The sequence below is a fragment of the Paenibacillus sp. FSL M7-0656 genome (genome assembly GCF_038003225.1).
Lineage (GTDB): Bacteria > Bacillota > Bacilli > Paenibacillales > Paenibacillaceae > Paenibacillus > Paenibacillus amylolyticus.
Genome location: NZ_JBBOOT010000001.1, coordinates 922,474 through 946,368 on the forward strand (window position 1 = coordinate 922,474; position 23,895 = coordinate 946,368).

At 43.4% G+C, this 23,895-nt stretch carries 19 protein-coding genes; 4 read left to right on the top strand and 15 right to left on the bottom strand.

Annotated features, from left to right (window positions below):
• Positions 1-5 precede the first annotated feature (5 nt).
• The 6 genes from MHI01_RS03900 to MHI01_RS03925 all read right to left on the bottom strand — a co-directional run bounded on the left by MHI01_RS03900 (position 6) and on the right by MHI01_RS03925 (position 4,724).
• Entirely contained in the window at positions 6-1,976 is a 1,971-nt protein-coding gene (locus MHI01_RS03900) for an AraC family transcriptional regulator (protein ID WP_340982572.1), read from the bottom strand.
• A 181-nt stretch (positions 1,977-2,157) separates the two neighbouring features.
• On the bottom strand, positions 2,158-2,352 hold the full coding sequence (locus MHI01_RS03905) for a hypothetical protein (RefSeq protein ID WP_017688524.1): 195 nt from the start codon (positions 2,350-2,352) through the stop codon (positions 2,158-2,160).
• A gap of 139 nt (positions 2,353-2,491) precedes the next feature.
• The gene (locus MHI01_RS03910) at positions 2,492-2,806 is read right to left on the bottom strand and encodes a DMT family transporter (RefSeq protein ID WP_100526216.1); all 315 of its coding nucleotides are present in this window, start codon (positions 2,804-2,806) and stop codon (positions 2,492-2,494) included.
• Positions 2,807-2,809: 3 nt separating this feature from the next.
• A complete protein-coding gene (locus tag MHI01_RS03915; protein WP_076327622.1) occupies positions 2,810-3,151 on the bottom strand; it encodes a DMT family transporter in 342 nt (113 codons plus the stop codon).
• A 253-nt stretch (positions 3,152-3,404) separates the two neighbouring features.
• Positions 3,405-4,277 carry a YitT family protein gene (locus MHI01_RS03920; protein ID WP_017688526.1) on the bottom strand — a complete coding sequence of 291 codons (873 nt, stop codon included), beginning with the start codon at positions 4,275-4,277 and terminating at the stop codon, positions 3,405-3,407.
• 90 nt (positions 4,278-4,367) lie between these two features.
• Complete coding sequence (locus tag MHI01_RS03925; protein ID WP_076327623.1) at positions 4,368-4,724, bottom strand: MerR family transcriptional regulator; 357 nt, start codon at positions 4,722-4,724, stop codon at positions 4,368-4,370.
• A 111-nt stretch (positions 4,725-4,835) separates the two neighbouring features.
• On the opposite strand from MHI01_RS03925, the gene MHI01_RS03930 reads away from it, so the two are divergent.
• Positions 4,836-5,609: an SDR family NAD(P)-dependent oxidoreductase gene (locus MHI01_RS03930; RefSeq protein WP_340982573.1), complete on the top strand. Its 774-nt coding sequence runs from the start codon at positions 4,836-4,838 to the stop codon at positions 5,607-5,609.
• A gap of 185 nt (positions 5,610-5,794) precedes the next feature.
• Here MHI01_RS03930 and nspC read toward each other — a convergent pair whose 3' ends face one another.
• The 4 genes from nspC to MHI01_RS03950 all read right to left on the bottom strand — a co-directional run bounded on the left by nspC (position 5,795) and on the right by MHI01_RS03950 (position 11,473).
• On the bottom strand, positions 5,795-6,922 hold the full coding sequence (nspC, locus tag MHI01_RS03935; RefSeq protein ID WP_340984822.1) for a carboxynorspermidine decarboxylase: 1,128 nt from the start codon (positions 6,920-6,922) through the stop codon (positions 5,795-5,797).
• Position 6,923: 1 nt separating this feature from the next.
• Positions 6,924-8,162 (bottom strand): saccharopine dehydrogenase family protein, encoded by a 1,239-nt coding sequence (locus MHI01_RS03940; RefSeq protein WP_036616010.1) that lies wholly within the window; start codon positions 8,160-8,162, stop codon positions 6,924-6,926.
• A gap of 939 nt (positions 8,163-9,101) precedes the next feature.
• A complete protein-coding gene (locus MHI01_RS03945; RefSeq protein WP_036616012.1) occupies positions 9,102-10,361 on the bottom strand; it encodes a cytochrome P450 family protein in 1,260 nt (419 codons plus the stop codon).
• 218 nt (positions 10,362-10,579) lie between these two features.
• Positions 10,580-11,473: a TetR/AcrR family transcriptional regulator gene (locus MHI01_RS03950; RefSeq protein ID WP_340982574.1), complete on the bottom strand. Its 894-nt coding sequence runs from the start codon at positions 11,471-11,473 to the stop codon at positions 10,580-10,582.
• Positions 11,474-11,709: 236 nt separating this feature from the next.
• Between MHI01_RS03950 and MHI01_RS03955 the strand changes: the two genes are divergently transcribed.
• Positions 11,710-12,357, top strand: a complete 648-nt coding sequence (locus MHI01_RS03955; RefSeq protein WP_076253018.1) for a TetR/AcrR family transcriptional regulator — start codon at positions 11,710-11,712, stop codon at positions 12,355-12,357.
• Positions 12,358-12,376: 19 nt separating this feature from the next.
• Positions 12,377-14,701 carry an MMPL family transporter gene (locus MHI01_RS03960; RefSeq protein WP_340982575.1) on the top strand — a complete coding sequence of 775 codons (2,325 nt, stop codon included), beginning with the start codon at positions 12,377-12,379 and terminating at the stop codon, positions 14,699-14,701.
• A gap of 107 nt (positions 14,702-14,808) precedes the next feature.
• Here MHI01_RS03960 and MHI01_RS03965 read toward each other — a convergent pair whose 3' ends face one another.
• Both MHI01_RS03965 and MHI01_RS03970 read right to left on the bottom strand, forming a co-directional pair.
• A complete protein-coding gene (locus tag MHI01_RS03965) occupies positions 14,809-15,564 on the bottom strand; it encodes a gamma-glutamyl-gamma-aminobutyrate hydrolase family protein (protein WP_340982576.1) in 756 nt (251 codons plus the stop codon).
• 215 nt (positions 15,565-15,779) lie between these two features.
• Positions 15,780-16,979, bottom strand: coding sequence for an MFS transporter (locus MHI01_RS03970; protein WP_340982577.1), 1,200 nt, complete (start codon positions 16,977-16,979; stop codon positions 15,780-15,782).
• A gap of 245 nt (positions 16,980-17,224) precedes the next feature.
• Here MHI01_RS03970 and MHI01_RS03975 point away from each other — a divergent pair, with 245 nt between their 5' ends.
• Positions 17,225-18,097 carry a helix-turn-helix transcriptional regulator gene (locus MHI01_RS03975; RefSeq protein WP_340982578.1) on the top strand — a complete coding sequence of 291 codons (873 nt, stop codon included), beginning with the start codon at positions 17,225-17,227 and terminating at the stop codon, positions 18,095-18,097.
• A 94-nt stretch (positions 18,098-18,191) separates the two neighbouring features.
• On the opposite strand, the gene MHI01_RS03980 is transcribed toward MHI01_RS03975, so the two are convergent.
• The 3 genes from MHI01_RS03980 to MHI01_RS03990 form a co-directional block, all read right to left on the bottom strand.
• Positions 18,192-20,177, bottom strand: coding sequence for a methyl-accepting chemotaxis protein (locus tag MHI01_RS03980; protein ID WP_340982579.1), 1,986 nt, complete (start codon positions 20,175-20,177; stop codon positions 18,192-18,194).
• 243 nt (positions 20,178-20,420) lie between these two features.
• Positions 20,421-21,947 (bottom strand): response regulator, encoded by a 1,527-nt coding sequence (locus MHI01_RS03985; protein WP_340982580.1) that lies wholly within the window; start codon positions 21,945-21,947, stop codon positions 20,421-20,423.
• Between the two features lie 16 nt (positions 21,948-21,963).
• Positions 21,964-23,727, bottom strand: coding sequence for a sensor histidine kinase (locus tag MHI01_RS03990; protein ID WP_127548445.1), 1,764 nt, complete (start codon positions 23,725-23,727; stop codon positions 21,964-21,966).
• Between the last annotated feature and the right edge of the window lie 168 nt (positions 23,728-23,895).

A 23,895-nucleotide genomic window follows, 5' to 3' on the forward strand; every position in this document is an offset into this window, starting at 1 on the left:
CTTATTTATTGGGTAAGGAAATTTACCGCTTCGTCGATAATCTTGCTCTGTCCAATGGGTCCTCCCGGACCTTGGAACCACAAGCCGTAGTCAACGATGTAGACATTGTTGTTTTTAACAGCATTCAGGCTTTTCCACACTGCTGTTTTTTGCAATTCTGTCGTTTCATTCTCGTCTGATGACAACAGGAAAATATGATCCGGGTTAATCGATGGTAACGACTCCATGGAGATTACTTTCATTGAATCTGTCGGGTCAGGTATGGATACAGGAGGTGTCAAGCCTAGATCGTCGTACAGAACCTCGTAGTTTCTTTTACTGTAATAACGCACTTCTTTATCGGATAAACGCAGGAACATCACGGTCTCGTCTCCGATGGATTGCTTGATTTTCTCACGGGCTTCTGCAGCCTTCTTTTCGTATTCTTCAATGACCTGTTTGGCCTGATCCGTCTTCCCTAACATATCTCCCATATGTAACAGGCTTGTCTTCATACGAATAATACCTTGCTCGTCCTGCAGCTTCTCTGCCAGCAAGGTAGGGGCAATTTTGCTAAGGCTGTCATAGGCATCACTCATGAAATCCTGACCGATAATCAGGTCTGGCTCTGCCGCCAATATGCTTTCGTAGTTGGGATCAACCTGCCAGCCCAGATTTTCTTTTCCTTGTAGTTGATCGGACAGGTAGGTAGGAAACTGATCACTCCCCTCCTCATTACTGGATGCTGCCTGGGGTACAATACCGAGTGCTAACAAATAGTCAGTTGCAGCCGGGAACAACGAAATAATATGCTGAGGATCACCTTTGATGACAGTTTCTCCCCAAGGATGTTTAACAACACGCTCCTGTACTGCTGATTCGGTGGATTGCGCGACTTCGGTGGTTGGAGCATTGTTACCGCTTGTTCCATTACTGCTTGTTGCTGAACTGCCCTGAGAAGGGGAACAGGCTGATATTAATAATGTAAGGCTGAGCATCAAAAGCAATGCAACGGGTTTTCTCGATCTCATAGATGTAAGTGATTCTCCTTTTGAGTTGTATTGATAATAATTATCATCATCAATAGGATCATAACCGCGATGCATGGAACTGACAATGGACAATTCTGATTCTTGGATAGCATTATTCTGACCGGTTGGCAGGGCGATACATTTTTGTTTGAACCGACCTGGTGAAAGGCCAACATGCTTTTTAAATAAACGATTAAAATAGATCACATCTGGAACGCCGATTGCCTCGGCAATCTTCTGAAGAGATGCATCTGTGTGCAACAGCAGCTCCTTGGCTTTGTACATCCGTATCCGAGTTAAATAGGTAATCAGACTGCTGCCTGTCTCTTTCTTGAACGTTCTCGACAGATGCCCTGCACTGCAGTCCAGAAGTTCTGCGAGCGGATCGACCATAACGGGCAACATGTAGTTCTCTTGAAGATAACGAACGGCTTGAGCTACCAGATCAGGCTTGGCAGTCTCAATTCCTTGTGCACTTAACTGTCTCATTAATTCATTAATAAATTGATAAAATAATGTCTTTACCTGAAATTTCGAGAACGCATCCGTCCGTTCCCAATGTTGCTCTATTCTTTGGACTTTATCATATAAGTCAATGGGATAGCTTGGGGCGAAAGCATATTGCACGTGAAACGGGACATGTTGCCTGAGCAGAGCTTGATTCTCACGAGTATTGGATAACGACAAATTAGCCCGATAAAACATCAAATAAAATTCGAATGAATCCTCGTTCAGGGAAATATTCATCCATACCCCCTTGCCTCCATGTAAGACTTGCATCTGATCGATCGCGTACATCGTATCATCCAGTGTAATCGTTGCATTGCCGCGAACTGTATATATAAAACCGCTAATTGGAAATCGATAGGCATGGATGGGTTCGCCAGCGCGCACGACGACGTGACGCACTTCCCATATTTTAATTGAGGCCAGATTCCATAACTTCACATGCTCTTCTACGTGCATCTCTTCCTTCACCTTCCACAACCCATTAAGTTAGCAAAACATCAGCAAAATCAGCGGATATTTTCACTTTTCTCCATTCTATCGATAATCATTCTCAACTACAACATATATCTTCCTGTTAGATAAAATGCTACGCACGAATAAGCCGATCCTTGAAAGGATCGACTTATGTTGTAACGTTCTAGACTTCGCCGCGTCTGTTCTCAACCGATTTCATACGGTTTTGATCATCTGGTACCCGGTCAACACTGAACTCTTGACCAGCTTCAACCTCACCATGACCTGAAATATTCCGCGAAAAATTAGTAAACTGTCTTTTTTGCTCATCCAGCTCGTGTTTTTGCTTCAAAAGCTCTTGCGGGTCCTGCTTTGTCACTATGCTAACCTCCCATACATACTTGAAGTCATGCAATTTAATTCGTACTACAGAAGTTTTCCCATAAGAGAGCTGTACTTATGCATGAATATAGATGAGATGGATATCGTTCCGTTGTTAGTACAGCTAATTTATCCAGTTAAGAGACTAGTTTCAATCCCACAATACTGACGATAATTCCACTAACGATAGCTAATTTCTTTGCATTTTTGGGCTCTTTGAATACATACATCCCCAATAGTACACTGCCCGATGCCCCAATACCTGTCCAGATTCCATAACCAATGCTGATTGGGATCTCTCTCAAAGACAGGGAAAGAAAAATGAAACTTAATCCCAGAAACATAGCGAACATCAATGTATGTTTCAATTTGGTGAATCCATCTGAAAGTTTCAGAAATATTACACCACCAACTTCAAATAAACCAGCTAAGATCAAGAAAAACCAACTCATATTCTATACACCCGCCTTTGGTTTAGGTTCATTGGATACAAATTTCAGACCGATGATGCAACTGATTAATATCATGACCAGCACGATTTTGATTGCACTTACGGAGTCCCCCAAAAAAATCATTCCCACAATTGCGGTTCCAAATGAACCAAGTCCGGTAAACACCGCATACGCCGTTGATACAGGAAGTACTTTAGTGGATTTTGCAAAGAAGTAGAAGCTGCCAATCATTAAAATAACCGTGGGGATTACGATCTCGATTTTGGAAAATCCATCGGAGAATGACAAACCTAATGCCCAACCTACCTCTAAAATCCCTCCAAGAATAAGGAATAACCACGCCATAAAACATTCTCCTCTTCTACATTCATGTTGTTGTTTTGTAATCACAACATTCACATTCAATAATGATAGTAATTTGTATCATTTGATATAATAATAAACCATATTTATTTTATATGCAAATTTAAATATTCGTATCAAACTAACAAGAAAATCCGCCTGTTAAAACTCCAAGTTACGCTGTGAACATACAAAAAAAGCCAACCAGAAGTTCCTGGTTGACCAACTACGTATAAGTTAATTTTGTTTTTCGGAATCAGTGAATATCTTTCTTTTTGAAATTGCCGCCTCTCACTTCAGCTACATCGTATACGACTACAAAAGCAGTTGGGTCAATTTCGTGAATGATATCTTTAATTTTACTCTCTTCCATCCGGTTAATGACACAAGTAATTTCCTTGAATTGCTCATTAGAGTAACCACCGTAAGCCTCGGTATACGTTGCTCCACGGCCTAAACGGTCCCGAATGGTTTCAACCATAATCTCAGGTTGATTCGTAATAATTTTAAACGTTTTGGAGCCGCTCAAGCCCTCTTCAACAATATGTATTACTTTAGAAGCAATAAAATACGCAAGTCCTGACAAGATCGCGCCTTGCAGACCAAACACGGTAGAAACGACAATAAATACAAACATGTTGAGGAACAGGATGAGATCACTGGTTCCAAAAGGTACTTTTCGCGAAAGGAGTACAGCCAGCATATCTATGCCATCCAATGCCCCGCCATTACGTAATGCAAGTCCCATACCAAAACCGATGATAATCCCGCCGACAACCGTAACAAGCAAGGTATCACCTTCAATGATGGTTGGTATATGGTGCATCAGACTGGTGCTGATTGCGAGTGAAGCAATACCGATGATCGAATATAACGCAAAGCTTTTTCCGATTTGCTTGTACCCGAGCCACACAAATGGAATGTTAATAATCCCGATGAGCATCCCCAGTGGTAATCCGAACAGCTGTGATCCTACGATACTCAGACCTGTGACACCACCATCTGAGACATTATTCGGGATCAATATGGCTTCGAGGCCATATGCCGTTATAAATCCCCCAATGATAATCAATAATACTTTGGAGAGGATCTTTAACTTGTTTGACTTTTGTTTTCTGTTTTGATGCATTGCATTTCCCCCTTGATGAACAACCGATAAAAAACAGTCTATAATAAAAATCACTGTTTTGGCAATAGATCGTCATTTGTGTGTGTTAGTTCATTGTCCGATGAGCGTTCGATACGACGAAATTTTATGCTCAAGCATCTCATCTGCTGTGTGAAGTATGTGCATCTGTTTTTGAATCGACTCTTTATGCTCCTCCAGCAGCTTCAAACGATCCCCCGCCGTATGCTCCCCTTCCTGAAACAAGGACGCATATTTCTTAATAATAGCAATGGGCATTTGAGTCTCTTTTAATTTGATCACAAATTGCAGCCACTTCAGGTGTGACTCGTTGTATCGCCTGTCTCCACTGGCATCTCGGAGAGGAGTTACAATCTGTTCCTTCTCATAATAACGCAACGTATGTGCACTGATATGGAGTAATTCTGCCACTTCACCAATGGTATGCATGGTTAACCTCCCCTCCATTTTCCCGCTTGACTTAGAGTAAGCTCTAATCAGTATAATCAACTCGTGGTCACATCACAATAAAAAATGAAATCAGATCCAGGAGGAATTCCCATGAAATATACAGTGATTACCGGTGCCAGTTCAGGCATTGGATATGAAGCGGCTTTAGCTTTTGCAACTCGTGGCAAAAATATAATTCTGGCAGCGCGCAGAACCGATGAATTGGACAAGTTAAAAGCAAAAGTAGCTGAAATCAATCCTGCTCTGGATGTTGTCATTCGTACAGTGGATTTGTCCATTGCCGCTAATGTGCATGAATTCTATGAGAGTCTTCAGGCTTACTCCATTGAGACGTGGATTAACAACGCCGGATTCGGAAATTTTGCTTCCGTGGGCGAACAACATCTGCCCAAGATTGAACAGATGCTTCATCTAAATATAGAAGCTCTTACGATTCTTTCTTCCCTGTATGTACGTGATTATGGAGATGTTGATGGCACACAGATCATTAATATCTCCTCTGGTGGTGGATATACGATTGTAGCCGATGCAGTAACCTACTGCGCAACCAAGTTCTATGTAAGTGCCTTTACCGAAGGACTTGCGCAAGAGTTAAAAGGTAAGAACGCAGCGATGCAAGCCAAAGTTCTCGCACCTGCTGCAACCGAGACAGAATTTGCGAAACATTCCTTTAATGTAGATGAGTTTGAATATGAAGGCAGAGTTCCCAAGTTCCATACGGCGGAACAAATGGCTGGATTTTTGCTGGAGTTGTATGACAGTGAAAGTGTAGTCGGCATTGTGGATGGGTTGACGTATGACTTTGAACTAAGAGAACCGATCTTTCCATACGCTGCGAGAGCATCCTCGAAACCACAAAATTAACCCGAAAACTGAACTCGAAGCTAAGTCGGCTTAATACCGGTAAACATTCACCTAACCTCACTGATAAACATCATTGAATCTAATCGTTAAACTTCAGTTAACGTTAAGAAGGGAACCTGTCTCCAGGTTCCCTTCTTTGTATTTATTTTCAATTCTATATTAATACTTACTATATAATGAAGTAATTATGCCAGCCTCATTTTGAAATCCTGATATCCGAATTCGCGAACAACTTCGCAATCGCCGTCTTTTCTTTTGATTGCAATCGCTGGAAGCGGCATGCCGTTGAACGTATTGGTTTTCACCATGGAGTAAATCGCCATGTCCTCGAATACCAGACGGTCGCCTTCTTGCAAAGGCTGATCGAATGAATAGTCCCCAATTACGTCACCAGACAGACAGGTTTGTCCACCAAGACGATACAGATGGGCTTTCTCGCCTACTTCTCCCGAACCGATCAGCGGCGGACGATATGGCATTTCCAGCACATCCGGCATATGACACGTAGCTGAAGTATCCAGAATAGCGATGTCCATACCGTTTTTATGGAAGTCCAGCACAGAGGTCACCAGATAACCCGCGTTCAGCGCAACAGCTTCTCCCGGCTCCAGATATACTTCCAGGCCATAATCGTTCTGCATACGTTTGATGCATGCTTCCAGTCTTGGAATATCATAATCTTCACGTGTGATATGGTGCCCACCGCCGAAGTTGATCCATTCCATTTGTGGCAACCATTGTCCGAATTTATCGACCACTGCATTCAGCGTAGTCTCCAGATCATCGGAGTTTTGCTGACACAGTGTGTGGAAGTGAAGTCCGGAGACGCCTTCCAACAAGTCTGCATCGAAATCCTCCAGTTTCGCACCAAAACGCGAACCCGGAGAACACGGATCGTAGATCTCATGTCCTTCTTGGGTGGAGCATTCAGGGTTGACGCGCAAGCCGACCTTACGGCCAGCTTGAAGCGCCTTATTCTTGAATTTTGCAAGCTGCGAAAATGAGTTGAAAATAATGTGGTCGCAGATGGAGATAATCTCGTCGATCTCTTCTGCGCGGTATGCTGGAGCAAAGACATGATTCTCTTTGCCCATTTCCTCATGGCCCAGACGCGCTTCATACAAACCGCTTGCCGTTGCACCGCTCAGGTATTCTCCAATCAGCGGATACATCGCAGTCATGGAGAATGCTTTTTGAGCCAGCACGATTTTGGCACCTGTACGTTGCATAACACCGTTCAGGATTTTCAGGTTTTTCTCAATAAGCGCCTCGTCAACAACAAAACATGGTGTCGGTAATTGCTCGAACCGCATTTTAGCGAACAAGCTCCGATTCTTTAACTTCTTCTGGCAGCTCATCAACGAGTACCGGGTTGAAGTCTTCTACCCATGGGAGGCCCCATTTGTTCAACTCTTCCATGAATGGATCTGGGTTGAACTCTTCTACATTATATACGCCTGGTTTGTTCCATTTGCCTGTCATGACCATTGCTGCACCGATCATTGCTGGAACGCCTGTTGTGTAAGAGATCGCTTGGGAACCCACTTCTTTATAACACTCTTGGTGATCACAGATATTGTAAACATAATATGTTTTGTCTTTGCCGTCTTTTTTACCTTTGAAAATACAACCGATGTTTGTTTTACCTACAGTACGTGGTCCAAGGGATGCTGGATCAGGCAGTACTGCTTTCAGGAATTGCAGTGGAATAATTTGTTTACCTTCGTATTCAATAGGCTCGATTGAAGTCATGCCTACATTTTCAAGAGCTTTCAAGTGAGTCAGGTAGCTTTGGCCAAATGTCATGAAGAAACGGATACGTTTCAGACCTGGCATGTTTTTTGCCAAAGATTCCAGTTCCTCATGATACAACAGGTACATGTCTTTCTCGCCAACTTCTTTGAAGTCGTAGACACGTTTGATTTCCATCGGCTTCGTTTCGATCCATTCACCATTTTCCCAATATTTTCCGTTCGCAGATACTTCGCGAATGTTGATCTCAGGGTTGAAGTTGGTTGCGAACGGATAGCCATGGTCGCCGCCATTGCAGTCCAGAATGTCGATGTACTCAATTTCGTCAAAGTAGTGCTTCAGGGCATAAGCGGAGAATACGCCAGTCACACCTGGGTCAAATCCACTACCGAGCAATGCAGTGATGCCTGCTTGTTCAAAACGCTCTTTGTAATCCCATTGCCAGCTGTATTCAAACTTCGCTGTATCATGTGGCTCATAGTTAGCTGTGTCCATGTAATTTGTTTTAGTTGCAAGACAAGCATCCATGATTGTCAGATCTTGATACGGCAAAGCGAGGTTCATAACGATATCCGGTTTAACTTCGTTGATCAGAGCGATCAGTTCGTCAACATTGTCAGCATCAACTTGTGCTGTTGTAATTTTTGTTTTTCCGCCGTCCAGCTTGGCTTTGAGTTCATCACATTTGGATTTTGTACGACTCGCGATGCAGATTTCCTCAAAAACTTCGCTGTTTTGAACGCATTTGTGTACTGCCACGGAAGCAACGCCGCCGGCGCCGATGATTAGTGCTTTTCCCATTTTACATTCTCCTATCCCAATATGTATTTTTTTAAAATTGGTTTAATACGGTGACAACAAGACAACAAAAAAAGCAAGGTGAAAAATGCTCGCAATCGCGCATCATCACACTTGCTTATCGATATACATCATAAAAAAGACGTGAAGTCTCCATGACCAAAAAAGTTCACAAGAACTCCTTTGGCGGAAAGCTTCTTCATGTATATCAATATTGGATCAGAGTCTATATAGCAAATAATTCGCCTTTACCACTCTTATTGACCGTTTCACAAGTTGATGTGCAATTGCACTGGTTGTAAAGTAACCAACTTATAAAATTTGAGCTTTGAACTCAATCAATAAAGCAACATAAGTTGCCAATCGGCGTTTGACCCGGCTGTCCGTATGGCCTTAACTTCCTGGTGAAGTGGTCAAAATTATCTGCTGGAAAGCTCTAATTCATATTGATAAATTAACTTCCCAAAATCACAGGTCTTACACTATCAGACGTCGAAAAAAAAATCAAGCAATAATTTAAAATTAATTTTTTGATCTGATTACGCATTGGAATGAAATTGATATCCTTCGAAAACTTTTAAGCCTTCTGTGTTAAGTAATTTCCCTGTTACTTCAGGCTTTTGAGGACTTTTGTCGAATACTTCTTCACACGAGATCATGATGTTGCCGCCAGCAATTTCCGCTAATTGATCATGAGCCGAATGGTTCGTTTCCTTCTTTGCGAGCTTGCAGAGCAATCTCAATGGCTTTATGCATGAATTGTTCATCTTTATTCATAAGGTTTACCTCCACCACAAAAATTATGTATCCCACTTTATCTTTTACATTAAGCAGTGTTCAATCCATTAATATGTTTCTTGTTCATTTCATTCTATCATCTATACAAATAAAGAGTATGACGATAATTCGTCATACTCCAATGGGTCACACTAAGTGTATCTATTAAAATTTTACGGGCAATGCTGCCAATCCCTGTGATGACAAAGCAGAGTGCCAATGAATCTCTTCCTGAGGAATACTGAGCTGAATATCCGGTAGCCGACGTAAAAGTGTAGTAAACGCCACGTCCCCTTCTACACGAGCAAGTGGAGCGCCAAGACACATATGGATGCCGTGTCCAAAGGCCAAATGCCGTTTTATTTTGCGTTCGATATCCAACTCTTCGGGGTCAGTGAACTGCTGCTCGTCCCGATTCGCTGATTTCAGAAGGGGAATCACAACATCTCCCTTTTGAATCAATTGTCCATCGAGCTCCGTGTCCTGTGTTGCATAACGAGGACCTGAGGAAGTCGCGGGTCCGTTATATCGTAGCAACTCCTCCACCGCAGAAGGAACCAGATTCAGATCTTGTTTCAGTTGTTCCAGTTGTTCGGGATGGGTCAGAAGAAGATAAGAACCAGTTGCAATCAGATTGGAAGTTGTCTCATGTCCGGCAAATATCAATAACGTGATCATGGATATTAATTCATCTTCATTCAGTCGATCCCCCTCTTCCTCAATCGCAATCAATTGACTGATGAGGTCATCTGAAGGTTCTACTCGTTTGTTCGCCACAAGTTGTGAGGTGTACTCTGCGAATGATCGCAAGTGCTGCGCTACGGCAGGGTCCTGTTTACCAAAACCAAGACCTTTTGCAATGGCTTCAGACCATACATGGATCTGAGGTCGGTCTTCCTGAGGTATACCCAACATCTCGGAAATAACGTTGATTGGGAAAGGATAGGCATAGTCTTTTACAAGATCCATCTCTCCTTTTCCTTCGAATTGGTCAATCAACTCATCGGCAATTTCCTGGACGCGTGGACGCAGGCTTTCCATATATCTTGGCGTGAACGCTTTGGAAACCAGGCTACGCAGTCTTCGGTGATCCGGTTCATCAACAAAGAGCATCGACTTTCCGGTAAAAAAGGTCTGGGGTTCCGATGAACCAAGCTCACCTGAGAGATTCTTTCGAATATCATTGCCACTATCAATAGAGTTCATATCTACCGTAAATCGAGAGTGATCTTTCAGCACTTCCATGGCGACGTCCATCCGAGTTACAATCCAGGTTTGCCCTGCTCCACCCATTGGATTAGGAATAGGGACAACGGAACCTTTGGCACGCATCTGTGCAAACATGGCAAATGGATCTTTACTATTTTCTTCGCTAAACAAATTAAATTCTACTTTTTCTGATGTCTGGTTATTCGAGTTATTCATATAAATCTTCCTTTCGAAGTGAAGTTATTCAAATCTATGGAAATATATGTTCATTCCGATTATATACTACTCGTATATTTAATTTCAAATATCATAGTTTAAACAGCATAAAACAACTGTTATAACAACAATTAATTAATATACTAATAGTATATTAATTAATAACTAGAAGCATAAAAAAGCAAAAAAAAGAGGTCGGCTACGAGCCAACCCCCATATTAATTACGTTGCTTCACTAGTTCCAAATACCACCAACAGGCTTCGATCAGTCTATTGGCTTCAGATTGAAACGCGCTGGATTTGTACTCTTTGTGAAACGCTTGAAGCACCACTTCGATTACAGGAATATTTAAATCCTCTTGATCTTGTAATAGCGCTAAAAGCCCCTTCGAAAGTTGCTTGAATGATGCAGATTCCTTGGATTTTTGTACACGGTTGTTGAACTCATCCAATTCGATCAATATATTATCGATGTCCAGACCCATATCATGGTTACGCTCATCAGCATTCAGGAAATAGAGAGACTGAAAGTCGAAAATATGTTCATTTCTCTGATGCATTGTTCTTAGGATCACTTCAATGTACGTTAATACTTTGGGAACCACTTCGCTCCATACCGGTTTTTGCGTATTTAGACTTCTTGATGTGTTGGCAATCTGATGTAATATGCCGTAGCACAATATGGCCCCTTCGTTGGCATATAAGCTAATATCGTTCCCGTAAACCTGAATCAAGCGTGTGGACAGCCATTTTAGGTGAACTGTAGCCAGTTTGGCTGAGTTGATCTCCCCGGAATAAAAACCCGTCCAATATAATTCCCATACTCGCTCTTTATTAGGTACAGACATAGGAATCGCAATCTGATCTACGAGCAGGTCATAATCCGATGTATAGTGATTTTGTTCAAGCTCTTTACGAATGAAAACATCCTCTTGCATACGCTGATCAATAATAGAATATAAACAGTCTTCCTTTGAACTGAAGAATTTGTAGAATGTGCCTTTGGATACACCCGATTGATCCAAGATCATCTGGATTGTTGTATTTGCATAGCTGTGCTCTAAAAATAGTGCAAGTGCTGTTTCCAATAAACTTTGTTTACGACTACTCATATCTCGTTATCGCCCCAAGTTTTTCTATTGATTTTAACATTCATTCCTCAGGAGTTGAAGCATTGATTCGCAGTATAGCTGTCATATAAAATAATTGCACAATGAGTAAATTTGCACAATGGGCAACTTGTTTGTTATGATAAACCTCACAAAGTGCATATTAAGTAAGTGTGCTCTTCTTAAAAGAAATAAACCATAGTCATTGGTGTTGGAGGTGAACGCATAAGCGGAGAATAATGATCAAACGAAACTTGCGACATTTGAAGAAAGAAGCAACTGAAAAAGCACTTGCTAGTGCTGCATTTGAACTTACCCTTGAACATGGGCTTGATGGCTTTACGGTCGAAGATATCGTGCATCAGGTGGGTTGTTCCCGCAGAACATTTGCAAACTACTTCACATGTAAGGAAGAGGCAGTAGCCAGAGGCGCAATATCCGTTCAGAATACAACGGAACTCGAAGAGTTGCTTACCGAATTGCCCGACAACGTCTCCTTGCTTGACGTACTGTATAACCTGATCAAGATGCAGCTTACAACAGAACTAATAGGAAGACTTCATCAGCTACTATCGCTATCCCAGACCTATCCCGTGCTTGAACCGCATTACCTTGGAGCCATGCACCGGATGCAGACGCAGGCACAAGATACCTTATTAGACTTATCTAACGGGAAGTATGACGAGATCTATACTTATCTTTTGATCAACGCACTATATGGAACAATACTGCCATTAATTGATGGAAGACTCAATGTGTTACTGCCCGGACAAGTCATTACTGAAGATACCAAGCCCGGTGTTTTAACATTCGATCAATTTTTGGAAACCACGTTTAATCATTTACGGGCAGGATTTGAACATGCCAACCATCCACATTCATCATAGAGGAGTGTAAAATAGAGAAATGTCTACATTATTATACAGAGTGGGGAAAACCGCTTTTAGCAAACCTGCCTATTTCATCATTGGCTGGGTTTTAATTCTGGGAATTGTCATCTCCATGATCAGCATCAATGGTATTCACATCAGTTCCGAAATGAAGATTGAAGGCACAGAGTCACAGAAGGTTCTGGATCAATTGGCAAAAGAACTGCCTGCCGCCTCCGGCGGTCAAGGAAGTGTTGTCTTCAAAGCTCCAGACAACGAGCGTTTGGATACGCCTGAACGTTTGGCGGCCATGATGAAAGGTGTTAATGAAGTTTACGGATTAGACAAAGTCATTAACCCTGCGGACTATGCAGCTGAAGCGGGTAATTCGGGTGCTCAGGCGGAGATGGCTCAGAATGCTCAGGCTACTGATATGGCGCAATCCGCAACAACCACGCCTCCTCCCTATGGACCTTTGATGGTGGATGGTGTTCCTGTACCTGGAATGCTGATCTCTTCGGACGGCAGCATTGCACTGTTCCAGTTCCAATTTACAATTGAACAGTCTGCCATAACACAGGATGTATTTGATTCCGTTATTCAGTCCGTTATGACGGTAGAGCAAGGAACCAATATTAAGGTGTTGCCGGGCGAAACGCTCAAAACGGTATCGATTGGAGTCGGCTCGGCAGAGATTGTTGGACTGGTCATTGCTGTCATTGTATTGCTGATCACCCTTGGCTCCGTTGTTGCAGCAGGTCTGCCTCTGATCACTGCACTCCTCGGAGTTGCCATTGGAGTTGGTGGTGCGTTCTCCATCTCCAAATTCATCGAAATGCCTAGTGTCACTTCCGTTCTAGCTCTAATGGTTGGATTGGCTGTTGGAATCGACTATGCGCTCTTCATTGTTAATCGCCAGCGTCGAATGATCATTGATCAAGGCTTGAGCGCAAAAGAAGCAACGGCCAGAGCCATTGGTACATCGGGTAGCGCAGTATTTTTTGCCGGATTAACCGTCATTATTGCACTGTGCGGTATGCTTGTCATCGGTCTTACATTCTTGTCTACGATGGCTTTAGTCGCAGCTGCCACCGTGCTCATCAACGTATTTGTTGCTTTAACCCTGTTGCCGGCTTTACTGGGATTGGTAGGAGAACGCATCTGTTCCGCCAAAGCTCGTGAGAAAAGCGCGAAACATCCTAAAGCCACTAACCACGGAGTCGCGAACAGATGGGTGAAATTCGTTATCAAAAATCGTTGGGCTACCATTATCGCCATCATCGTCATTCTTGGTTTTGCCTCGACGCCGATCACCAAAATGGAAATGGGTATCCCCGGCGCTTCCTCAGCGAATCTGGATACAACTGCAAGACAAAGTTATGATGCCATCTCCGAAGGCTTCGGAGATGGATTCAACGGACCCCTTATTCTGGTCGCAGAGCCTAATCAGTCTTCCGCAAAAGTTACACCGGAACTCTTGGGTGGTCTGGTGATGGAACTTCAAGGTCAGAATAACGTTGCACAAGTCACACCGCTTGGGATGACAGAAGATTTAGCTATTTTCAGTCTCATTCCAAAAACGGGTCCTAACGATAATCTCACTAAAACACTGGTCACTGATCTACGCGCGGCTGATTCCGGCATCGCACAGACCTATGATGTGAAACTCGGAGTTACTGGACTCACAGCTGTTAACATCGATATGTCCGCCAAACTGGCGCAGGTGTTCCCTATTTATGTAGGCATCATCATCCTGCTCTCGCTGATCATCCTGTTACTCGTATTCCGTTCGATTATCGTTCCAATTAAAGCCACCATCGGTTTCCTGCTTAGTATCCTGGCTACATTCGGGATCACCACTGCTGTATTCCAATGGGGCTGGTTGCATTCGCTCTTTGGTTTCGATACCGGTGGCCCGCTGCTGAGCTTTATGCCGATCATCGTAACAGGTATCCTGTATGGCCTGGCGATGGACTATCAAGTCTTCCTTGTGAGCTCCATGCGGGAATCCTATGTGCATGGTCATCGCGGGACCGAATCCGTCGTTCATGGGTACAATCAGGTAAGCCGCGTGGTTGTTGCCGCAGCAGTGATTATGGTCTCTGTATTTGCAGGATTTATATTCACTGACGATGTCATGATCAAACAGATTGGTTTCACTTTGGCGGTAGGCATTCTGATTGATGCTTTCATCATCCGTATGGGCTTGGTCCCTGCCATCATGGCTATTTTCGGAGACAAAGCTTGGGCACTTCCAAAATGGCTGGATCGCATTCTGCCAAACCTGGATGTTGAAGGCGAGAAGCTGATTGCTTCCCTGAATGCTGAAGAGCATGCCAACACGAAGTCTGGATTAAAATAATCCTGCCAATAGAACGGTGATACCATGATTACTATTACGACTAAATTCACCAATACAAAGACCTCCTCTGTTTTTATAAACAGGAGGTCTTTTTTCTTTTTCACATTTTATGCGGTGATGTCTTCAATATGGATAGTATAGCGTGGGGATTTAGCAGCATTAACAAACGCCGCAAATAACTTCTGACTGTAGTCATCTACTTTATAGCTGTACTCTGGATGCCACTGCACAGCCAAAACAAACGAGCGGTTTGACATGACCACGGATTCAACGAGTCCATCTTCAGCGACGGCCACAGCAGTTAACTTATCCGATAACATTTTGATTCCCTGATGGTGGTAGCTGTTCACTTTTATCGTATCGGTTTGCAAAATATCGTATAGGATATTATTTTTCTCAATATGTACATCATGTACAAGATCCGTATACGGCGGACTTTGCTTATGATTAACGATCTTGTTCCCATGAAGTTGAAGGCTAGTGGGAATGTCTTGATATAAAGTTCCACCCAACATAACGTTAAATAGCTGCAGTCCACGGCATATGCCAAAGGTAGGTTTATCAAGCTCAATTACCTTTTGTAATAATATCGACTCCATCATATCGCGTTCAATACACAACTCTCCACAGGTAACCTCTGCATGCTCATGATACAGCTCAGGATTGAGATCATGTCCCCCGGTGAACAGGAACCCATCGAACTGATTAGCCAGCGTTGCTATGATCTCGATATCCGTTGTCAAAGGTAGCATAAGTGGAATCCCACCTGCTCCTTCTATGGCGTTCATATAATCTGGAAGCATCCAGTAACTTTTTTTGTCTGTATCATACAAAGGCAGAACACCGATCATCGGCTTTTTCATGGCATTACCTCCAAGCTTTTCATTCATTTTATCAGATCTCTTCATATATAAATTCACTGAATTATTGCATTATCCTACCTCTATCATCTACGAACCCGTTACATCCGGAATGCTGGAAAACTAAAAAAACAAACAAAGCCGTATAACAGCGACTTTGTTTGTAGTTCATATACCATATATACGCATTCATGCGTTTAGTCTAGACAGCATCTCATCTAAGCTGCTTTTACAGTGGTTGCTTCGTCTGAATTCACTTGGATGGAACGCTGGCATATCAGGGTAACGACAAAAGCCAGCAAGGCAAGCATCACAGCAACTGGAGGCACCCACTGGAGACCACCCATATTAACGGCAATTCCCCCGACACCAGAGCCTAGCGCTATACCCACATTGGCCGCCACAGGCAGGAGTGTAGATGCAAATGCTTTGGACCCCGGCGCGATCGATCCTGACACATCAAACAAATATAACTGGGATGCCGCGCTCATGGAGGATGACAGACATCCAATCAGGAACAGAAACGCCAAGCCCATCCACACATTAGAAACGGTAAAACTCATGCCAAGGAACAGGATGGCTTGGATGACGAAAAGTCGCTTGAGCTTGGGCAGGAAGTCACCCTTGGCTATTTTGGCACCAATCCAGTTACTCAGGATGCTGCAGGCACCATAGATCAGGAGTATGGCACTAATCCATTGTACTGGCACACCCATCGTCTCACTCAGGAGTGGCGTAATGTACGTAAAAACGACGAAAATACAGCTGTTTCCCAGTACAGGGATCAGACAGGCCAGCAATATCCGTGGTTTTAAAAAGAGAGACATCTGATCACTGAACGAACCTGCAATCGTTGTTGTTTGGCGTGGCAGAATACGGAACATGAACATCAGCGGCACAACACCTATGCATGCCGTAACAACAAACGTCATGGACCAGCTCAGATGTTGTCCGATAAAAGTACCGAGCGGAACACCTAGCACATTAGCGATTGAAAATCCGCCCAGAATCCAGGCGATAGCTTCCCCTCTTCGCTCCCGGTTCACTGCGTCGCTTACGATCGAGATCGAAAGTGATATCGTAAGTCCACAAGCAACGGCCGACACGATGCGAATGGCCATCAGAGAAGAGAACGTTGTTGAGAACACGGTCAATAGATTTAATGCTAATACGATCCCAAATCCGATCAATATGGAACTTCTTCTGGATATTTTGGCCAAGAAAGCCACAGCAAATGGGGTACCCACTGCGTATGCAATTGCAAAACCGGAGACAAGCATACCCGCGGCAGCAAGTGATACTTTCATGTAACTTTCAATTTCCTTCAACACACCCACAATGACATACTCTGTTGTTCCCAGTACAAAGCTAACAAGCGTAAGCGTTAAAATAAGTAGGTTCTCTCTATTTCTAGTCATAAATCAATACTCACTAATCCTTTCTATTGTTGCAAGCGCTTCAATTCTGTCTGCGATCATTAATTCATGTATTTTCTGCTTTCCCATCCCTTCACTTTCGATATATAGTACATTTTGGATAGTGAAATTGTACTGTCAGATATACCATGGCGACAATCAAGGTTGTTGTGGTTTTATTGCAAAACATTATATATGTTGTCATTTCAACACAGACTTTCATTACAGATTCTGAAGGGAAGACATAGATGAATACACACCACGAATCCGGCCAACTGCATCCAAATCGAGATTGCACCATTATTTATGTAGGAAAACTGGCCGACAATCCCCATTGGAGTTTTCCGACGCATAAACATGACGATCTGCATGAGATTATCTACGTAACTGAAGGCAAAGGATTATTCACCATTGACGGTACCAAACACTGGGCTCAGAAAGGGGACATGCTCATATATAACAAGGGTACTCTTCACGAGGAGAAGTCCAATCCTGAATTCCCGTTATCCACCTTTTATTGCGGCTTTCGTTTTGCAGAAGGCACCCAGACCCTTGAGGATTGGGTCATTCCTCCCTCTAACAATCCGATCATTCGAGCCAACCGATATTCCGATGAGCTCCATTCGTTAATGCAGACTCTCTTCAATGAATTTTCAATCCGGGAACATGGATACGAGTCGATTTCTGGGCATGTCCTGAAAGCAATACTTCTGATCATCGATCGGCAGTCCCGTCAACAGCTTCCTAGTGGGGAGATCGTTGAGAGCAATACCCTTGCTGAGAGCATTAAAGACTATTTGGATACCAACTATCGGCAGAACATTAAACTCAAAGAATTGGCAGATCAATTTCATATCGATTTTTATTACTTAATTCATATGTATAAAAATCACTTTGGCACTTCTCCTTATCATTACCTGATTCAACGAAGAATGGGTGAAGCCACCCGATTATTAGTCTCAACCAACAAAAAAATATGGGAAATTGCCAAACTGGTCGGTTACGATAACCCCAATTACTTTACGATTTTATTTACCAAAACGGTTGGTGAATCACCACGAAGTTTCCGAAAAAAGAATCAAAAGGATATGTTCGGGGACGAGGTGTCACATTCTTACTAATCTTACTACATGCAGAAAGGCGCTCCATTAGGGGAGCGCCTAGTGCTTTACATGTCTCTTTACATATTTCTTTACACATTTACTTACTTCTACTCTAAAGCTTAAAGCGGCGAACCAATTCTTGCATGTTCTCAGCTGTTTTGGAGAGCTGTGCAGATGATGCCGATATCTCCTGCATCGCCGCCATTTGTTCTTGGGCTGCTGCTGAAGTTGTCTGAGCACTATCAGCCGACACTTTAGAGATATGACTCATCGCGGCAACGGTAGCCGAGACTTCTTCCGTACTGGCTGACAACTGTTCTGAGACAGCGGAAATATCCTGAATTTGATCCACGATATGCGTTGTATATTGTTCAATGTTCGATATGGTTGCAGAAGCTTCTTGGCTGATCCGTATTCCTTCACCAACTTGATTACGAACTTTATCATTCATAAGAGACGTGGATTGGGCAATCAGATCAAGCATTTTGCCAATGGTAGCGCCAATCTCGTCAGCACTTTGTTTGGATTGCATCGATAACGTTCGTACCTCGCCTGCAACGACAGCAAAACCTTTGCCGTGTTCTCCTGCTCTTGATGCTTCAATAGAGGCATTCAGTGATAGAAGATTGGTTTGCCGAGAGATATCCGCAATCGCTTCATTCATTCGATTGGCTTCGGCGGAGAGACTGGACAGCTCATTAATCAATGCCGAGGTTTCTTCAACAGCTCCGAGAATATGTCCCATTTGTTCTCCGACCTGGTTTATCGTTTTCCCACCATTAGCAACAGCGCGCTCCGTCTCTTCAGCCGAATCCACAATCGCACTCGCAGATTCCGCAATTGAACTGATGCCTCTCGCCATCTCTTCTACGGCATTCGCGGTTTGTTCCGAATTCTCCGCCCCAACGATAGCTGATTCCGCAGTCTGTTGCATGGTTTCAGCCACATGTTGAACCGATTGGGTGGTTTGTTCTGTACTTTCCTGAATCATCTGGGAAGAGTGACTTAACAACGATGACGTCTGGTGAAGTTCAGCAACCACTGATTGAAGGGAGATGGTCATTTGGTCAAAATCATTTGCCAATATACCAAATTCGTTTTCGGTTTTAAGATTCACTCGTTCAGACAGATTCCCTTCGCTTACGTTGCGGGTTGCCTTTCGCAGTTTTTGCATAGGTACAATAAAAGATCTCAGAATGAAGAAAATAATTACACCGGCAATCAATACAGATATAACAATGACCGTTAGACTCGATACCATAATGGGTTTCGCTGCGGCGATAAAATCTTCATGGCCCATCAGAGCAATGACATTCCAACCCGTCAAAGCATTAACACCGTTATATACCTCCAAATCATACGCCAGATCCGTTCTGACAAATTGAGAAAATGTCATCGGTTCATCGGAATTTGAAGCCGTATTAGGATGGACTGGAATTCCCTCGATGAGTGCTCCGCCGAGCTCTCCTCCTCCACCTTTTGCAATCGCACCGGACCAAGCTGCAATCGTTCGATTGGAGTCCACTACAATAAGACTTCCATTACCTCCGACATCCACATATGATAACGCTTTTGCTAATGGCTCCAGATCAAGTTTAATACTTGCTACACCTTGTTCATTTGACAGAGCTTTTGAAATCTCTACATAAATCTTCCCGGATACCGGATCTTTCATAATACTCGAAAAATAGAGTGATCCATTCTTACTTTCACCATTAGAATACCAATCTGTGCTGCGTGGATCATATGTTGCATCCTCAATTGCTGGAGAAGATATATTACTGCCTTGGTCGTTGCCTACGGTTATGGCAAGAATATCAGGATATGTATCAGCTAATTGGTCGATTCCTACTTGTACCGCTTCGTTGTTCGCCTGACTGGGAGCGGAACCATACATACTGTCGATATAACTCAATAATGCTGCTTTTTCCCCCACCAGATTGTTAATATGCTGTCCTGTCATCGTTAATATTGTATTGAGGGGATCTGTCATTTTTTGTTGTACCTGATCTTTGGCACTATCATATGAGAAATAACCGATAAGTGCAGTCGGGATAATAAGTACCGCAAGGAAAGCTGCAATGAGTCTGGTACTCATTAATCGTAAACCAGCTCCTCCTTTCTTATAAAATGACCTTTTTTTCTTTTCCTTTTTCAAGTTCAATCTTCCTCTCTTTATCCATTTTTGGTAGAATCAATCGGCCAGTAAACGCAAAAAAACCCATATATATGCACACCCAAAGAAACTTTGAGCATGTATATACATAGGTATTGCCTGAATGAATTCAGTAACAAGCCGTATTTGTTTAGTATTATAACATAATTAAAAAGGGTTTGTTAACTATGATTGGGTCTTTATACCAGACATCTGTTGTTTATAATCCGTAGGACTTAGCCCCGTATACTCTTTGAACACCTTCGAGAAATAGTGCTGGTCGCTAAATGACAGTAAATCGGAAACCTCCTTAAACTTCATGTCGGGTTGACTTTCCATCATTCTGCATGCCTCCTGAATGCGAAGCCGGGTGTAATACTGGACAAACGTAATTTGTGTTGCATTTTTGATCACTCTGCTGACGTACGACGGGCTAACGTGAAACTTCATGGCAATGTCGTTGATAGATAATTGAGAGTATTTATTTAGTTTTACGTAATCGTCAATCTGTTCGAACAGGATCGCCTTGCTTTTTCGAACGTGGGATTGCAGCATATCGAAGCACTGTCCCGTCCATTCCGCCAGTTCCCGGCAAAAATCGGCGTAGGACTGTGCTTGGGCGAATTGTCTTGACCGAAGCTCCAGACCCAATCTCATGCCCGACCCCTGTTCCTCGTACAGATGAGCAAACGTGTCTACGATTAATCCGATAAACCGCTCCACCTCGTGCATATGTACATTTTCCTCTGCCCATCGATTCAGCAATTCGGATAACTTAAGAGCAAACCGTTCTTTCTGCCGAGCCTGTATCATCTGTACAAAAGCAGATTCCTGCAGCGGATCCAGACAGCCTGTCTCAGATCTGGCCATCGACACCGGATTCCCGGTATCCAGCACTATTCCTTGTTTCAACCGTTGCTGCTCAGACAAAATGGACGACATGCGGTGATAGAGCTCCGGCAGATTACCAGACTCAGCGAATAGAAGTTGTCCTCCAATGATCGCATCGATGTCATGCGTAACCAAATGCCGTCGCAACGATTCAAGAATTTCATGTACGGAAGAGTACACCTCAAGTGCACTCTTATTGACAAAAGCGATAAATTGATATGGGGTTTGACTAGTGTAAACACGACAAGGATGGAATGCAAAAAAATCCTGCACTATACTCTCAAGTTCCACCTGCACCCATCGTTCATGCCCTGCGGTAAAAGGCTGTTTGCTCATAATGATCATCATCTGGCTGAATAAAGGCGGAAACTCCTCCCCTTGTTTGGGCGTAGTCTCACATTGGGGATGAATGATTTCCTGCAAATCCAGCAGTTCCTCGGACATCTGTTGATCAAGTTGGTCAATTACCCGACCCATGACTTCTTCAAGCGCCTCTCGCTCGACGGGTTTTAACAAATAGTCAAACACTTGCAGGTTCAATGCTTTTCTTGTGTATTCAAAATCGCTGTAACCGCTAATCAAGATGACCTTCAGATCCGGGTTGGCAATTTTGGCTTGCTCAATCAGGGACAGTCCGTCCATTTTCGGCATTCGTATATCGGTCAACAGCAGATCAATCGGTGACTGCTTTATCGCCGCCAAGGCTTCCTCTCCATTTGTTGCCGTAGCCGTTACACGAATCGGGAAGCTCAGCGTTTCCAAGAGCATTTTAATATTACGTAATATCGGTTTGCTATCCTCAACGATCATAACGTTATACATCGCCTATGCCTCCTAGTTAGTAAAAATCCTTCGTCAGTGAGCCGATGATTTGAATCGTTGCTCCATGTTGCTCTTCCGCATGGTTGTTAAATATATTAATAAAAAGCCGGTTGTTATACATTAGTTTGAGTCGATTGACACTGTTGATAATCCCCATGTTACCAAGGGCTGTGGCACGATCGGCAGTCTGGTTCATTCCGGAACCCGATGCCTGAATATTGGCTAAAATCTCCTGGATCTTATCCGGTGGAAAGCCTTCTCCGTTATCTTTGATCTCCAAAGCCCATAATCCGTTATATTGTTTCACGGTAATCTGGATACGCCAAGGCGGCACGGTGTTGGCAAAGGCATGTTCAATGCAGTTTTCCACAAACGGCTGAATGACCAACCGCGGCAATCGGATATCGTTCGCCAGCTCATCAGCACAGATGTCCCACTCCAGATCCTCTTCGTACTTTTGTTGTACAAGGGACAGATAATGTCTCGTATGTTGAAGCTCCTCAGCCAAAGTCACATGCGCGTATGGTGAAGAGACAATATAACGCAGACTGTCCGAAAGATGTTTGCACATATCCGATACAACTTTGGTCTTCCCCTCTTGGGCGGCAATACTGATCAGGTATAGAACATTATGAATAAAATGAGGTGCAATCTGGGCTTGCAGCGCCGAATTACGCGCCTTTACTTCTTCATGAAGCGCCGATTTTTCCCGGTCAATGGATTGCTGCAACCTCTCCATCAGATCCTGAAAGGCTTCATTTAGCAATAAGAGATCGTTATTCTTCGGCGTTTCATCCACTTTCAGATTCATATTGCTGTAGTTCATGCGCCAGATCTGACCGCGTAGCTTGCGGATAGGCAGCAGCAGGTTACGTGTCGACAGGAAGATATACACAAATGAAACCAGCATCAGTGCTGTAATCAGCAGAATGGACATCGTCTGAACCGAATGGATCGAGCCTAGAACAGATTTTTTGGGCGTTATGATATACGTGATCCAGCCTGTAATGGGTGAAGTGGAATGCGTGATATAATTGTCGTTTTTGTCCACATCCAGTCCCTCGTCTGATGCAGGCTTTGTCCAATTGGTAAATGTCACACCCGCTTCCGAACCTGTCATCTGCTCGCCTTGTTCATTCAGAATATAGACATCGCCAGCGGTAATGCCCTCCGTTAGGTTCTGTATATAGGCCTGTTCCATCTGGATGCTAAGATAACCGTACACCTTGCCGTTCTGATCATTGATCGTGCGCACAAATGAGATCGTATCGTCTTGACGCAGTAGAACAAAACCACTTTCCGTCCAATCTCGTCCGACCTGACTACTCTCCATCATGGTGTTCAGGATTGCGGAAGGATTGCCCGAACCCAGATATGTTGTCAGGAGAACACCGTGATTGTCGTAGATGGACATGTCTTTGATATTCATACTCGGCCCGATGGCCTGAAACATAATGTCTTTAATGATCCGAATCTGTTTCAGCCTTTCATAATTACTATGCGCTGAGGAGCTCTTGTCCATGGCTGCAAAAATATTTTTGCTGGATAATATTCGCTGCGACATCTGGTTCTGTTGTTCTACGTATAGATCAACTTGCTCTCTTACCTTCGTAGCGGTTACGAGCGTATCCTGCTCTGTTTTCAGTTTGAGCGGTCGGACAACGATCACATTCACATAAACGATAAAACAGCCCAGCACAAACAAAAGCAGAGCCAGAAATGTCAAAAACACCTTTGTCTGCAAACTGAATTGAGTTGCTTTATGTATGAGCTTTGCCATTCTCAGAGATGCCCTCCTGTTCTGACATGATGTGAAATCCCTTATATTCATGTCTACTCTATCACGGTATTTCATGAAATGATAGCGATTTCAAGTTCAGGATTTTACACATCAACGTTCAAGCACAGACATGTACCGGGGCGAGAAAAGAATCTATAATCGGACTTG

Bases quoted from the DNA above. Each gene is read 5' to 3' on its own strand.
- MHI01_RS03900 (WP_340982572.1), bottom strand. From the start codon at position 1,976: ATGCACGTAGAAGAGCATGTGAAGTTATGGAATCTGGCCTCAATTAAA.
- MHI01_RS03910 (WP_100526216.1), bottom strand. From the start codon at position 2,806: ATGAGTTGGTTTTTCTTGATCTTAGCTGGTTTATTTGAAGTTGGTGGT.
- MHI01_RS03915 (WP_076327622.1), bottom strand. From the start codon at position 3,151: ATGGCGTGGTTATTCCTTATTCTTGGAGGGATTTTAGAGGTAGGTTGG.
- MHI01_RS03920 (WP_017688526.1), bottom strand. From the start codon at position 4,277: ATGCATCAAAACAGAAAACAAAAGTCAAACAAGTTAAAGATCCTCTCC.
- MHI01_RS03925 (WP_076327623.1), bottom strand. From the start codon at position 4,724: ATGCATACCATTGGTGAAGTGGCAGAATTACTCCATATCAGTGCACAT.
- MHI01_RS03930 (WP_340982573.1), top strand. From the start codon at position 4,836: ATGAAATATACAGTGATTACCGGTGCCAGTTCAGGCATTGGATATGAA.
- nspC (WP_340984822.1), bottom strand. From the start codon at position 6,922: ATGCGGTTCGAGCAATTACCGACACCATGTTTTGTTGTTGACGAGGCG.
- MHI01_RS03940 (WP_036616010.1), bottom strand. From the start codon at position 8,162: ATGGGAAAAGCACTAATCATCGGCGCCGGCGGCGTTGCTTCCGTGGCA.
- MHI01_RS03945 (WP_036616012.1), bottom strand. From the start codon at position 10,361: ATGAATAACTCGAATAACCAGACATCAGAAAAAGTAGAATTTAATTTG.
- MHI01_RS03950 (WP_340982574.1), bottom strand. From the start codon at position 11,473: ATGAGTAGTCGTAAACAAAGTTTATTGGAAACAGCACTTGCACTATTT.
- MHI01_RS03955 (WP_076253018.1), top strand. From the start codon at position 11,710: ATGATCAAACGAAACTTGCGACATTTGAAGAAAGAAGCAACTGAAAAA.
- MHI01_RS03960 (WP_340982575.1), top strand. From the start codon at position 12,377: ATGTCTACATTATTATACAGAGTGGGGAAAACCGCTTTTAGCAAACCT.
- MHI01_RS03965 (WP_340982576.1), bottom strand. From the start codon at position 15,564: ATGAAAAAGCCGATGATCGGTGTTCTGCCTTTGTATGATACAGACAAA.
- MHI01_RS03970 (WP_340982577.1), bottom strand. From the start codon at position 16,979: ATGACTAGAAATAGAGAGAACCTACTTATTTTAACGCTTACGCTTGTT.
- MHI01_RS03975 (WP_340982578.1), top strand. From the start codon at position 17,225: ATGAATACACACCACGAATCCGGCCAACTGCATCCAAATCGAGATTGC.
- MHI01_RS03980 (WP_340982579.1), bottom strand. From the start codon at position 20,177: ATGAGTACCAGACTCATTGCAGCTTTCCTTGCGGTACTTATTATCCCG.
- MHI01_RS03985 (WP_340982580.1), bottom strand. From the start codon at position 21,947: ATGTATAACGTTATGATCGTTGAGGATAGCAAACCGATATTACGTAAT.
- MHI01_RS03990 (WP_127548445.1), bottom strand. From the start codon at position 23,727: ATGGCAAAGCTCATACATAAAGCAACTCAATTCAGTTTGCAGACAAAG.